Origin of the sequence: Sphingomonas yunnanensis, from assembly GCF_019898765.1 — a bacterium.
GTDB lineage: Bacteria > Pseudomonadota > Alphaproteobacteria > Sphingomonadales > Sphingomonadaceae > Sphingomonas > Sphingomonas yunnanensis.
The window spans coordinates 397,818-411,777 of record NZ_JAIOKB010000003.1 but is presented as its reverse complement, the minus strand read 5'-3'; the positions used below and the strand labels follow the sequence as shown (position 1 = coordinate 411,777).

8 protein-coding genes and 2 pseudogenes are annotated in these 13,960 nt (G+C 65.8%); 4 read left to right on the top strand and 6 right to left on the bottom strand.

The window, feature by feature from the left end:
- Positions 1 to 71: 71 nt before the first annotated feature.
- Together K7957_RS11470 and K7957_RS11465 are read right to left on the bottom strand one after the other, a co-directional pair.
- Positions 72 to 2,174 carry a TonB-dependent receptor gene (locus K7957_RS11470; protein ID WP_223012114.1) on the bottom strand — a complete coding sequence of 701 codons (2,103 nt, stop codon included), beginning with the start codon at positions 2,172 to 2,174 and terminating at the stop codon, positions 72 to 74.
- Positions 2,175 to 3,270: 1,096 nt separating this feature from the next.
- Positions 3,271 to 5,100 (bottom strand): diguanylate cyclase, encoded by a 1,830-nt coding sequence (locus K7957_RS11465; RefSeq protein WP_223012113.1) that lies wholly within the window; start codon positions 5,098 to 5,100, stop codon positions 3,271 to 3,273.
- A 237-nt stretch (positions 5,101 to 5,337) separates the two neighbouring features.
- Between K7957_RS11465 and K7957_RS11460 the strand changes: the two genes are divergently transcribed.
- Positions 5,338 to 5,745, top strand: coding sequence for a hypothetical protein (locus K7957_RS11460; protein WP_223012112.1), 408 nt, complete (start codon positions 5,338 to 5,340; stop codon positions 5,743 to 5,745).
- 90 nt (positions 5,746 to 5,835) lie between these two features.
- On the opposite strand, the gene K7957_RS11455 is transcribed toward K7957_RS11460, so the two are convergent.
- The 4 genes and pseudogenes from K7957_RS11455 to K7957_RS11445 form a co-directional block, all read right to left on the bottom strand.
- On the bottom strand, positions 5,836 to 7,182 hold the full coding sequence (locus tag K7957_RS11455; RefSeq protein WP_223012111.1) for a methyl-accepting chemotaxis protein: 1,347 nt from the start codon (positions 7,180 to 7,182) through the stop codon (positions 5,836 to 5,838).
- Positions 7,183 to 7,649: 467 nt separating this feature from the next.
- The gene (locus K7957_RS11450; protein WP_223012266.1) at positions 7,650 to 8,366 is read right to left on the bottom strand and encodes an IS6 family transposase; all 717 of its coding nucleotides are present in this window, start codon (positions 8,364 to 8,366) and stop codon (positions 7,650 to 7,652) included.
- A gap of 17 nt (positions 8,367 to 8,383) precedes the next feature.
- Positions 8,384 to 8,470: pseudogene (locus K7957_RS20785) on the bottom strand (hypothetical protein); the annotation flags it as partial.
- 89 nt (positions 8,471 to 8,559) lie between these two features.
- Positions 8,560 to 9,054 (bottom strand): annotated as a pseudogene (locus K7957_RS11445) (alkaline phosphatase D family protein); the annotation flags it as partial.
- Between the two features lie 253 nt (positions 9,055 to 9,307).
- Here K7957_RS11445 and K7957_RS11440 point away from each other — a divergent pair.
- The 3 genes from K7957_RS11440 to K7957_RS11430 all read left to right on the top strand — a co-directional run bounded on the left by K7957_RS11440 (position 9,308) and on the right by K7957_RS11430 (position 13,924).
- Positions 9,308 to 11,569 carry a TonB-dependent receptor gene (locus tag K7957_RS11440; RefSeq protein WP_223012109.1) on the top strand — a complete coding sequence of 754 codons (2,262 nt, stop codon included), beginning with the start codon at positions 9,308 to 9,310 and terminating at the stop codon, positions 11,567 to 11,569.
- Between the two features lie 145 nt (positions 11,570 to 11,714).
- A complete protein-coding gene (phoA, locus tag K7957_RS11435) occupies positions 11,715 to 13,121 on the top strand; it encodes an alkaline phosphatase (RefSeq protein WP_223012108.1) in 1,407 nt (468 codons plus the stop codon).
- Positions 13,122 to 13,180: 59 nt separating this feature from the next.
- Positions 13,181 to 13,924, top strand: coding sequence for a glycosyltransferase family 2 protein (locus tag K7957_RS11430; protein ID WP_223012107.1), 744 nt, complete (start codon positions 13,181 to 13,183; stop codon positions 13,922 to 13,924).
- Positions 13,925 to 13,960 lie beyond the last annotated feature (36 nt).

The following is a 13,960-nucleotide window of genomic DNA, read 5'->3' as shown; positions in this document are numbered from 1 at the left end:
CTCACGCCATCGCAGTGCGAGACAGCGCGGTGGCCCAGCTGAAGAAGCTCGGCCACCGGCACGCGTGTCGCTCAGAACTGGACGCCCAGCTGCGCGCCATATTGCGCGGGTTCGTTGTAGCTGACCAGGCTGGTGGTGCCGAGCGCGTGTGGGCCGACCGCGGCAGGCGTGCGCTCGTCCGTGATGTTGCGGCCGACGAACGATAGCGTCCAATTGTCGCGGCGAATGCCGATCTTGGCGTTGAGGAAGGTGCGCGGCGAGGTGCGCAGGCTGTTCTCCACGTCCCAGTAGACGTCGCCGCGATGGGTGAGATCCCCGTGTGCGACCAGGCTGAAGCCGCCGCCGAGCGGCCGGTCGACATCCAGCGAGCCCTGCAGCGTCAAACCGTAGATCTGCGGCGTGCGATTGTCGCGGAAGGCGTCGCGATCCTCGGGGAGGAACTGCTTGATCTTGACGTCCGAGTAACCGACCGAGCCGCTGATGCTGAAGCCGTCGAGCGGCCGGATCGTGGTCTCCGCCTCGAAGCCGAACACCTTGGTCTTCTCGATGTTCGATATGGCGATGTAGATGCCTTGACCCGGCAGCACGCGCGAGGTCTGGAGCAGCTGGCCGTTGAAGTCGGTGTAGAAGACAGCCCCGTTGAACGTGACACGTCGATCGGCGAAGTCGCTCTTGAAGCCGAGCTCGTAATTGTCGGCTGTCTCAGGATCGTAGCTCAGCAGTGCCGCGATGCTGCGCGGGTTGAAACCGCCCTTGCGATAGCCGCGCGAGTAGCTCGCGTAGGTGAACAGGCTGGGCGAGACCTTGTAGGACAGCGAGGCCTTGCCCTGCGGCTCGCTGAAGGTCTGGCGGAAGGTCTGGTTCGCGAGCTGGTCGGTGAGCCGCTGCCGCTCCCAGTCGTAGCGGAACCCGCCGGTGAACTCGAGCCGATCGGTGAAGGCGTAGGAGGCCTGACCGAATAGCGCGAAGGTGCGATACTCGCGCTCGTCGTCGTTCTGGGAGAAAAAGTCCGGCGGATTGCCGACGCTGCCGTAATTGCTGACTTGGTTGCGCGTCTCGTCCTGGTAGAAGGCGCCGACGTTCCACTTGAACGGCCCCAATCCGTCGGAGGTCAGCCGCACCTCCTGTGACCAGGCCTTGTCGATGAAGCGGACGTTCTGAGTATAGGTATCGGCCGCGGAGAAGTCGCCGTCGGCGGTCGTATAATCGCGACCATAGGAATTGGCAGTGATCGACGTCAGCGTCGCGAAGTCGCTGATCGTATAGTCCATCTTGAGCGACAGCGCGCGGAGCTTGGTGCGGACGATGCCCAGCTGGTTCTCGCTGACCGGCGCGACGATCTCGTCGAACAGCTCATCGGCGACAGGCGCGAGCCACAGCCCGCCCACTTTGCTGTCAGTCGTCGAGAGGGTCAACGCGGCCCGGAAGTCAGGCGTTCCCGCCCACACCAACGACGAGCGGCTGGTGAGCGCGCGCGCGAAGTCCGCTTTCTGATTGATCGCGACATTGTCGATCAGACCGTCGAAGTCATAGGCTGTGGCACCCGCCTGAAAGTACAATTTGTCAGCGATGAGCGGGCCGGACAGGTTGAGGTTGACGCGCTTCTCGTTGCCGCTCAGCCAGGCCGCCGTGGCGCTGCCCTCGAACTCGTTGGTGGGCTGTTTGGTGACGATGTTGATCGCTCCAGCGATCGCGCCGCCGCCATAAAGCGTGCCCTGCGGGCCGCGCAGCACCTCGATCTGCTGGACGTTGACGAGTTCCTGCTGGAAGAACATCTGGCCGGGCTGCACCACGCCGTCGACGATCGTCGCGAAGGGGAACTCACCGTCCCGCCCCAGCGTGGTAAATCCACGGAACGACACCGTCTTATAGCCGGGGTACAAGCCGTCGAGCACCACCAGGTTCGGTGTCAGGCGCACTGCGTCCTGCAATGTGCGCAGGTCCGCGTTCTGGATCGCTGCCTCGGAGATGACGCTGACCGGATCGGCCATCGTCTGCACCGTCTCGCTGCGCTTGCGTGCGGTCACGACGACGTCGTTGTCGACGCCCGCTGCGGTCGGCGTGGCGAGCGGCTGCTGATCACCTCCACTGGTTTCCTGCGCTTGCGCCGTTCCGGCGGCGAGCGCGATCGTTATCGCGGCCAGGGCACTCGCCCCGAAATAGCGCTTTCTCATACCAACCCCCTTCTGATGCCAGTGGAAGGACACGGCGCCATCGCGCTTACGCCTCCCGTTCGTTAGCCGAGCGACCAGCGGCAAGACGGGCAGTCCCGCACCTATCCGCTCTAACTCGGGTCGCCGCGGCATCTTAGACGATCGTGGATCGCCCGGCGTCCGGGTCAACTCGAGCAGGTCGCGCGGCGGCCATGTCCCCGCGGTCGCTCCTCCGAGGAGAGAGGTTGCAGCGGCTGGCACCGTCGTTCAATGGACCGCTTGCTGCGCGATCGTTGCGTTTGAAGCAAACTAGGATCGGGGCAGAGCCGTCTGGCGCATGATAATTGCTTTGATGCGTCTCTCACCACGATCGCTCACGCTGTAGCTGCCCGACGTGTCGAGCCGGTTCGATCGGTTCTTTGGTCTGCCCTCATGACCAGTCGCTCGAAATCGAGCAGGTTGCTAGGCGCCCCCGTAGGCGATCGGAGTTCGCCCGACGCCCGACGAACCTCGAGAGCGCGCAATCAGGCGCCCGACAACGGAAAGCGCATCATCCAGTCTCCGACGGATGATGCCGTTGAACAAGCCTTCCCGCATGTTCACGCCAACCGAACGGATCCAAGCGGCCATCAATCTCTTCAATGCGAAGTCATACGGTAGCCCGCGTCGAGTCTGAGTTGAGGATGGTCACGCTTTCGTGGAAGGACATGATGGAGACATCGTTGCTATGTTGCCCTCAGTCGCAATCTCGATGGGCCAGCTATTGAGTGAAGCTGGAGCGCCATCCTTGATCGACCGCGTGCTAGACGCTAATAGTTAAATCCTGGCTGCGCTTGGTCATAAAGTTCTTCAAGACAATAGAGCATGTGGCCTTCGAAGCCTTGTCATCTGACACAGAGCGCAGGCACCTCTGAGATCTACACCGACGATTATTTCATGTTTGATTTCAAAGGACTAAGGTATTTTGTGGCCGTCTAAGTTTGCGGTTCTAGGATGAGGGCTTGATCGCCAACCTAGACGCATAGTGGCTCGCCAAGCTTATTACCGGCTTCTTGGGGGACCCTTCGAGCAGAGGACAGGGCGTGATTGGCATGTTTCTGGCACCGTCCAATGCATGTCAGGCGGCCAACCTCTCGGCCACGATCGCTCGGTCTCGCCCCTCCCGCTTCGCACGGTAAAGTGCCGCGTCCGCGCTGGCGATCAGCGGCGCATTGTCCCGGCCCAGGCCGGCGCCCCACTCGGCCACGCCGAAGGAAAGGCTGACGGCGCCCAACGCTTGCGCGCCCTGTCGCGCCCGCAATGCGCCCAGCGCGGCGCGGAGCCGCTCGATCCGGGGCAGGAGCGCCGCTGCCGTCGCCCCCGGCGCGATGATCGCGAACTCCTCGCCGCCGTAGCGGCAGGCGACATCGCCGTCACGGAAGTGCTCCCGCAACGCCGCGCCGACGAGCTGTAGCACCGCGTCGCCGGCGTCATGGCCGAATTCATCGTTGAAGCGCTTGAAGTGATCGACGTCGCACATGACGAAGGCGAGCGGCGTCCCGGCGCGCGCGGCGCGCGCGATCTCCAGCTGAAGGGCCTCCTCCATGTAGCGGCGGTTGTTCAGTCCGGTGAGCGCGTCGCGGACCGTCTGTTCCCTGAGATCGCGCTGAAGCCGATGATTGACGAGCGCGGACGCGATGTTCTCGCCGAGCGCGTTGAGCCGGAACGCCTCCTCCTCGCCGACGACACCCTGTAAGAAGAGCAGTCCGATGACCTCGCCACCGGCGAGCAGCGGCTCGCAGCGGTACGCGCCGGCATCGTCGGCAGCGTGACGGCACCCCACCTCATGGCCGTCGCCTAGCACGACATGCCCTTGGCCAAGCCGCAGCGCCCAGCATTCGTCCGGGCCGAAACTCTCGGGGAGCGCCCCGCCCTCACCCCAGCCGGCGAGCCGAACCAGCAGGTTGCGCGAATTATTGTGTGCGTAGAGCGCGCCCGCCACGCCCGGCAGCACCTGCGGCACGTAACAGTCGATGATCTGCGCCAGCTCGGCGTCGGTGCGCGCCGCCTGCAGCCGATGCGCCATGTCGCCGAGCCGCGCGATGACGTGTCCCCGCGTCTCCAGCGCGCCGCGCTGTGCGAGCAGGTCGGCGTTGGCCGCCTGCAGTCGTCCATCGGTGGCACGTTGCTCGCCAAGCGCCTCGCTGAGCCGCTCCGCCATGCGGTTATAGCCACCGGCGAGGCGATCGAACTCGAGCGAGCCAGTGCGCGTGTCGAGCCTGCTCTCCCCCTCACCTTCTCCCAGCGCCGCCATGGCATCGAGGACACGACGGAGCGGGCGCCGCACGCCGATCGCGACCGTGATGACCAAAAGAGCAAGCAGAGCTGCGACGAGCGGGCCGCCGACCATCACCGCACGCTTGGTGCCGGCGAGCCGCGCTTCCGCGTCCGCCGCGCGCTGCGCCAGCAGGTCGCGCTCGCGCTGTAGCAGGAGGCTTGCGCGCCGATCGACTTCGGCCATCAGCTCGCGCCCTTGCCCGCCGGCGACGATCCGCGTCGCTGCCGCGAAGTCACCGCGACGGCCCAGCAGCAAGGGCGTGCGCAGCACCGCGATGCGCCGCGCGACCGCCTCCCTGAGCGCGACGGCGCGCTCGTGCTGGAGTGTATTGTCGGCCGTGAGCCGTTCGAGCCGGCGGAACTGACGGGCCGCGTCTGCGAGCCGCTGGTCGACCGTCGCGACGAAGCGGAGGTCCTTCGTCAGCAGGAAGCCGCGTTGGCCCGATTCCGCCTCGCGCAGCTCGGCAAGAGCCTCGTCGAGGCCAACGATGACCTGCTGGGAATGAGTCACCCAGGCGAAGCTCTCGCGCGTCTCCAGCGACGATTGCAGCAGAAGCGCGATCAGGCCGGCTAATGCCGCACCGACGATGATGCCCAATGCGGTCACGCGCGAGATCAGCGATGGGAGCATGGCGGATGATCCAGATCAAGTTGCTACGTTCCGGGCCTAAGGCCGCCATGGTTTCTGACACGTTAAGAACAAGCGGCAGCTCAAGCCCGTGAGCTCTACCGATGCCGCTCTCGCCCAGCGCGCGAGCGAGCATGCCGCTAACACCGAAACCGCCTTTGGCGCCGTGACCGCCTGCGACTTGCCGAAGGCTGGTATGCTGATCTAGGTCAGCTTTATGGAAGGAGAGCCTACGGTAACATGCTGCGGACGTTGAGCGACTATCACCGTCGGATCGAGCTGGGTCTGGATGATATTAAACGCTTGTGCCGGGATGATGCTCCGGACCCGATCATGTTGCCCCGCGCGCGCGCCACGCTTGGACAAGTCAGCATCGAACGCGGCCGCTTTATCAACCAGGTGGTTGTACCTCGGCTGTTGGCAAGCGCGAATTACGCCTCTGCGCGAGACATACTAGCCCTGCAGAACTCGTTCGCTGCCAATCGTCTGGTTTCGGATCAGCACGTGTCTCGCTGGACGGATGAGACGATTGCTGCTGACTGGCAGGGCTACCGCGCCGCGGCCGCTGCTATCTGGCGCATGATGGAGCAGCAGAGGGATGATGAGCAGGCACTCGTCATCAGACACCTTGAACACGTCTGTCTTTGACTGATTGGAGTGTCGACTGCGCCTGTCCTGCCCTAGCCGTTGATCCGAACCAAAGCGCTCAGGAGTAAGGGCGCTCCGGGCTAGATTGGTCTAGCCGGAAACCGTACGTGAATAGCTCTCCGCACTGTCTCTTAGAAGGGTCAGCCGGCCGCCAAGCCGATCAAATCCGAGACCTACGTTGTCGATCTCAGCCGCCACATTTTGCGTCTGCTGCCTTATGGCGGCTATGGTACTGGACATCGTCTCTGCTGCGAGCGCAGTTTCGTCGACCGCCGAGGTGATCGCGGTAACGGTTTGCGCCTGCGCGTTCATAGTGCGCCGGATCCGATCGGCGCCCTCCTGCACCTCGGCCACCGTCGTTCTGATGCCGGCGCTCACATTCACAGTTGCCTCAGTAGCCGACTGAATCGAGGCGATCTTAGCCGAGATCTCGTCGGTCGCGCGCGCGGTCTGGCTCGCAAGGCTCTTCACCTCCTGCGCTACGACGGCGAAGCCTCGCCCGGCGTCCCCTGCGCGGGCCGCCTCAATCGTCGCATTAAGGGCTAGCAGGTTGGTCTGCCCGGCGATGTCTCTGATCAGGCTCAGGATCGATGCGATCGATCTCGCGTGTCCACTCAGCGTCTCGGACGTTCCTACTGCGCTGCTGGCTTGGCTGCTTGCCCGGCCGGCAACTGCGGCTGCGCCATCTACCTCATTCTGTACCTCCCGGATTGCCAGTATGAGGCCGGAGGCGGTACGTGCGGCGTCGCGCATCGCGACGGCGGACTGCTCGGCAGCCGCCGCGACCTCGCTCGCCTGCCCCAGCATCCCGCGCGCGGCGATCGCGGTTGCCGTCGTCTGTTCGCGGAGGAGGGCGCCTTCACTGACGCTGCCGCTGACGAGCGATGCGATGCCGTTGCGAAAGCTCTCAGCCGTGGTGTGGCGCTGCCGCTGCGCAGCGGAGTCGACCTGAGTGGCATGGACCGTCGCGAGCACGTCGCAGTGGAGAGCCTGCAGGCGTAGGAAGAGGCGGTTGATGGCAGTCCGCTCCTCTTTCGAGCAGTTGTACTCCTCGGTCATCAGCTCGACGCACAAGGCAATAGTGCCGCTTCTAAGCGCCAGGACGGCAGTCAACGGCACCCCAGCGTTGAAGGCCGCGACTACCCACTCCGCGCTGAGCGACGACCAACAACCCGCCTTGAGGTCGCAGAGCATGTCACGGACAACCCCGTTGAATGATGCGACATGCTGGTCAAGCGCTTGGTGCGGGAGGCGCGGTAGCAAGCTGTACCATCCAGCGACCTCCGCTTCTACGACGCGGTGTGCATACGGTTGCAGGATGGTCCAGATGTGGCGGCCAAGCAGATCGTCGTCCGCGGAAAAGCCGAATAAGTGAAGCTTCTCGGTGAGGTGAAGCTCACCGAGTCCGACCTCGCCGATGATGCTCAGATCGCCCATAGCGACTTGCTAAAGCGCCATAGTTAAGCCGACGTTAGCGTCGGCACGTTTGCCGCTCGGCAAACGCGAACCGATTTCACTGTAAAAAGCTGCTTGGCAGTACAGCAGGAGGCTGCGTGGTGAGAAGCCCAGAGGCGAGAACCCAGGCAGCGTCACCAATTGGGTGGCTGAAGCTCTCCTGGCCAAGATCGTAACCCGACCCCCTTCTGGTCGTTTAGTGCCCTTTGAACGCGTCCATGGTCGGACGTTGGTTCATGCGCCGCCACCCCCGGCACCATCGATAGCCCGCCCTTCTATGTACTATCCCGGCTACCGAAATCAGGTCTCTAGTGCCGGCTGTCCGGCGAGCAGCGATGCATAATCTGCGAGCCGGGCCGACAGGAAGGCGGTGAAGAGCCGCACGGGTGCTGTCAGTCTAACGCGAACTCGTCTCTACACGATGCACCTCGGGCTTCGTGGGCGGCGGGTCAGCTGGCAAGCGCCTGCCACGCTGCGAGCGCCGCGGAGCGGCGCTGCTTGTAGGTCTGGCGATCGACGAGGTGGCGTTCGTGGTTGAAGTGGTTGTGGACGTTGGCGTGTACCGAGGCGAACTTCTGTAGCGTTCGCATCTGCCGGAACCGCAGCATCGCCCGCTCTCGTCGCCTGAACGGCAGGTGCGAGTTCTCCACCCGGTTGTTGGCCCAGCGCCCCACCTCCTGCTTCTCGCGGCTACCAAGCTCGTTCAGTGCAGCGCCGTAGGAGCGCAGACCGTCGGTGGTGATCGCCTCAGGCGAGCCGTGGCGCTTGAGCGCTTTCTTCATGAAGGCAAACGCAGCCTTCTTGTCGCGCGTTTTGGTGACGTAGCTCTCGAGGATCTCACCTTCGTGATCGACGGCGCGCCACAGGTAGACCATCTCGCCGTTCAGCTTCACGTACATCTCGTCGAGGTGCCAGCGCCAGTGGCGAAAGCCCCGCATCCGGCTCACCCGCTGGCGCCGCACCTCGCCCGCGAACAGCGGACCGAACCTGTTCCACCACAGCCTCACCGCATCGTGGCAGATGTCGATCCCACGCTCGAACAGAAGGTCCTCCACCTTCCGCAGCGACAGCGGAAAGTGCACGTACATCAGCACCACCAGCCGGATCACCTCGGGCGACGAGTTGAAGTAGCGGAACGGACTGGCTGGCTTGCGCGGGCGGGGCATGCCTCGCCCTACCCCGATCACCTGCTCAGGTGCATTGGCTTTGACAGAGGCCATGTCACCACCCACGGGCACTCGCGATGTGCGGCCTGGAGGTCCGGGTCGGTCTTGTAGAGCGCGTGGCGCTGCCGATAGCCGGCGAGGTCGCCCGGCTCGGGCGCCCCAACGAGCGGACGGTCGGCAGGTCAGGGTAGCTCTGCTCGTAGATGTAGTCGCCGAGTTGCAGCACCAGGTCGGGCGCCGACGCGACGATGTCGCGATAGACGCCGAGCCGCGCCTGCTCCCAGTGCTGGCATGACGTGACCGCCAGCCTGAGCCGGTCGGCGGTGTGCGGTACCGTGGCGGCGCGGCCTACCGGGCTCGTGGCGCCGAGAGCGTGAAAGCGGTACCAGTAAGGCCTTCCGGCAGGCAGCCCAACGATCTCGACGTGCACCGCATGTCCGCGCTCCGGACGCGCGGCGCCCCGACTAGCGCGCACAATCTGCCGGAAAGCAGGGTCGGTCGCGACCTCGTACCGGATCTCAACAGCGCCTGCCCTCAACGGCTCGGCGAATGCTCCGACTAGTAGCGTCCAAAGCACAAAGCCGTCGACGTCCGGATCACCGCTGGCCACGCCGAGTGCGAACGGATCGGCGGCGCCACGGGCGCCTTTATCGATGGCGGTCGCTGGCGTCGCCGCCAAGGCAGCCATGGCACCGAGTACGGCACGTCGATGCCAGTCAGAGTTCGCTCCGGTTATGGCGTGGCCTAAGCACGAGCCGTGACCAACCCGTGACATCGGAGGTGAGTGTCACAGTTCCGTAGCGCCCCGGTCATCGAAGCGACCCGAACCGCCCCTAGTCGAGAAGCCAACGAACGCTGCTCGAGTGGCGACACCCCCGACATCGACAGGTAGGACCCAGATGGATCCGAAGACTCTTCTTCTCGCCTCAGCGAGCTTCATGATGGCCATCCCGGCATCCGCCTCGGCGCAGACCGTCGCTCCCGTTGGCGCTCCCATCGATGCGTCAACGGCGAGTGCAGCAGACGATGACGGCGAGATCGTCGTGTACGGCAACGGCGAGGTGCGCCAGGAGCAGACGGTATCGCGCAAGGCGATCGAGATCCTTCCGCCAGGCAGTTCGCCGCTGAAGGCGGTTGCGCGCCTGCCCGGTGTCGCGCTGCAGAGCTCGGACCCGTTCGGCAGCTACGAGCTCGGCACGCGTCTCTCGGTGCGCGGCTTCAACCAGAGCCAGATGGGCTACACGCTCGACGGCGTCCCGCTCGGTGACATGTTCTACAACGGACACAACGGCCTGCACGTCAGCCGCGCGATCGCGGCCGAGAACATCGCGCGGGTCGACGTGTCACAGGGAGCGGGCTCGCTCGGCATCGCCTCGACCAGCAACCTCGGTGGCAACCTGGAGTTCGTGTCGCGCGTGCCGTCAGCGGTACCGAGCGGCGAGGTGGCGCTGACGTACGGCATGTACGACACCGTCCATCTCTACGGTCGGCTCGACAGCGGCGAGCTTCCGACCGGCACGAAGCTGTCGATCTCGGGCGTAATTCATGACGCAAGCAAGTGGAAAGGTTTCGGCAGTCAGTCCGACACCAAGGTGAACGGCAAGGTCGTCCAGGCGATCGGCAGCGGTACGCTGACCGGCTGGCTCAACTACTCGCTCCACAAGGAGCGCAACTATGCCGATCTGTCGCCCGCGACCCTCGATCGCATCGGTTACGACCTCGATTTCCTCCGCCCCGATTATACCACCGCCATCCTGCTGTCGCAGGTCGGCGCCAACCAGACGGCGCGGGCGGCCAATCGCGCGTTGCCTTTTCCAACCGCGGGTACGGCCTTCCCCGCGCCCTACACCAACGTCAACGACACCTATTACGACAGCGGCGGCATTCGTCGCGACTGGCTCGGCGCACTAACCCTCGACGTGCCGGTCTCCGAATGGCTCGACGCGACGGCGACCTATTACCATCACTACGACAAGGGCAGCGGCGGCATCTACACACCTGCGGTGTTCTCGCCCGATGGCTTCCCGCTTTCCGTTCGCACCACGGAGTACGGGATCAAGCGCGACGGCGGTATCGCGAAGGCATCCGCACGATTGGGCGCGCACACGATCCAGCTGGGCTTCTGGCACGAAGACAATCGCGCGAGCACCGATCGCAACTATTATGCGGCGAGCCTCACGAACCGCCCCGACGTGACCGCCTTCCTCACGAACGCGTTCAGGAGCGATTTCCTCACCGATCTCACGACCGTGACCAACCAGTATTTCGTCAGCGACAGCTGGCAGGTCCTCGACGCACTGACCGTGGCAGGCGGATTCAAGGGCACGCGCGTGTCCAACGGCATCACGACGACGTTCGGCACGCCCTTCATCAACGGACGGATCGCCGCCAAGGACTGGTTCCAGCCGCAGGTCGGGGCGACCTACCGGATCGGTCGGCAGGAGCTGTTCGCCAATTACGCCGAGAATATGCGCGCCTTCATCAGCTCATTCCGCGGGCCATTCGGTACGACCCAGGCCGGTTTCGAGGCGATCCGCGACACACTTAAGCCTGAGACGTCGCGCACGATCGAGGGCGGCTGGCGCTTCGACCTGGGCCAGCTACGCGGCGTCGTGGCCGGCTACGACGTCAAATTCAAGAACCGGCTGCTCGCCGCCTTCAGCGGCGCGAACATCTTGGGTAACCCCAGCATCCTACAGAATGTGGGGAGCGTGACGAGCCGCGGCGTTGAGGTGGGCGCGACCTATCAGGTGGCTCGACCGCTGGCGCTGATCGCCTCCTATTCGTACAACGACAGCACGTACGACGACGACACGATCAACGGCACCGCCTTCGTCGCGACCAAGGGCGTCCGCACCGTCGACACGCCGGCGCACCTGGCCAAGGGCGAGATCAACTACGACGACGGCATGTTCTTCGGGAACGTGGCCGGCGCCTACACCTCCGGGCGCAACGTCACCTACACGGGTGACGTCACCGTGGGAGGCTACACGCTGTTCGACGCCGCGATCGGCTACCGCTTTCCAGCCAACAGCACCTTCGCCGGGGTAGAAATCCAGGTCAACGCCGTCAACCTGACAGACGAGCGCTACATTGCCGCGCTCGGGTCGGGGCAGTTCTTCAACACGGCGTCGTCGCTCAACAACACGCTGCAGGCTGGTTCGCCGCGGCAGGTCTTCGGAACGGTCCGACGACGTTTTTGATCTGGACTGCTGAGATGATCGAACTTGCGATCGGTCGCTAGCTTTTGTCAGATCGCCCGTGCTCTTCGGGACCGCAGAGGATCTCGCTCAGCTCTGACGCCGCGCCGACCGTGATGGAAACGCCATGACTCTCAGGAGAAACACCATGTTCCCGCGTCTCGCTCTGACCGCGCTGCTCGCCGGCACCGTGCAGCCGGCGCTGGCGCAACGCGCCGCGCCCGACCTGTCGCGCGCCGCGGCGGGCGATCTCAGCCAGCCCGGCGGCGCGCGACGGCTGCGCGGCGACATGCGCGCCGCCTATCGCGCGCTCGCGTCCGACGGTGAGGTGCGCAACGTCATCCTGCTGATCGGTGACGGCATGGGCGATTCGGAGATCACGCTGGCGCGCGACTATGCCGAGGGCGCGGGCGGCTATCTCAAGGGCATCGATGCGCTGCCCTTCACCGGACAATATACCCATTACTCGCTCGATCGCACCACGGGGAAGCCCAATTACGTGACCGACAGCGCCGCCTCGGCGACCGCCTGGGCCACGGGCGTGAAGAGCTACAACGGCGCGATCGGTGTCGATATCCGCGGCGTTCCCCACGCGACGCTGCTCGAGCGCGCCAAGGCGGCCGGGCTCGCCACCGGCGACGTCTCCACCGCCGCGATCCAGGACGCCACGCCCGGCGCCCTTCTCGCGCATGTCGTCCAGCGCAGCTGCTTCGCACCGGCGGAGACGAGCCGGACCTGCCCGCAGAACGCGCTGGAGCAGGGCGGCGCCGGATCGATCACCGAGCAGCTGCTCGCGACCCGCGCCGACCTCGTGCTGGGCGGCGGCGCCGAGAGCTTCGCCGAGATGGCGCCTGCCGGCGCGTACAAGGGCCGGACGCTCCTCGATCAGGCCCGCGCGCGCGGCTATCGCATCGTCCGCACCGCCGCCGAGCTGGAGGCGGTCACTCGCGCCGACGACCGTCAGCCGCTGCTCGGCCTGTTCGCTCCGGGCAACATGCCGGTGCGCTGGACCGGACCGCGCGCGACCCACCACGGCAACATCGACCGGCCGCCCGCCACCTGCCGGCCCAACGCGGAGCGCACCGCCGCGACGCCGACGCTGGCGGCGATGACGAAGAAGGCGATCGCGCTGCTACGCGGCCGCCCCAAAGGCTTCTTCCTCCAGGTCGAGGGCGCCTCGATCGACAAGCAGGACCATGCCGCCGACCCCTGCGGCCAGATCGGCGAGACGGTCGACCTCGACGAGGCGGTGCAGGAGGCGCTCGCCTTCGCCGAGGCGGACGGGCACACGCTGGTGATCGTCACCGCCGACCATGCCCATACCAGCCAGATCGTCGGCGACGGCACGCGCGCGCCCGGTCTTACCGCCGCGCTCACCACGCGCGAGGGCAGCGTGATCACGGTCAACTGCGGCACGGCGGAGGAAGGCTCGCAGGGGCATACCGGCACGCAGCTGCGCGTCGCGGCTTACGGGCCGTGCGCGGTCAATGTCAGCGGCCTGCTCGACCAGACCGACCTGCACTACATCATCCGCGACGCGCTCGGGCTGCGCTGACCCGCCGCGGCGCGCGGCCGTCGTTGCGGTCGCCGACGTGTCACCTTAAAGGCTCGACCATGCTTACATCAGAGACCGGGCCGCCTCACGCCGTGAGGTGCGGCCACTATGACGTCGTCATCCCCTGCTTCAATCGCGCGCGCACCGTGGCCCAGGCGGTCGCGAGCGTGCTGGCGCAGGACCCGCCGCCGCGCCAGGTCATCCTCGTCGACGACGGCTCGACGGATCGCACCGCAGCGGTGCTGAGCGCGCTCGAGGCCCGCCACGCGACCGTCCGGGCGGTACTGCTGCCGCGCAACATGGGCGCCTCGGGCGCGCGCAACGCCGGGCTCGCGCTCGCCCGCGCCGAGTGGGTCGCCTTCCTCGACAGCGACGACGCCTGGCTCGACGGCGCCGCTGCGGCGCTGCTCGCGGCGGGGCACGACGCCGACGTCGTCGTCGGTCAGTTCCGGCGCGTGTGGCCGTGCGGCTCGTCCGGCGAGCCCGAGTGCGGCTGGAGCGGCGGCGACATCCACTCCGCGCTGGCGATCAGCGGCGCGATCGGGCCGAGCTGGTCGATCGTCCGTCGCAGCGTCGCGCTGGCGGTCGCGGGCTTCGACCCGTCGTTCCATAATTGCAACGACTGGGACTTCTACGTCCGCCTGCTCGCCGCCGACGCTCGCTTCGAGCGGATCGATGACGTCGTCGCGTTCTACCATGTCGCCGAGGCCAACCGGCTCAGTCACGACAGCGCGGCGGGTCGGGCGAACGCCAGCCGGGTCCGCGCCCACCCCGTCTTCGATCGCGCGGTACACGCGGCCTAGTCGCTCGCGGGTGCCCGCCGCCGCGGGCCGGCAGGC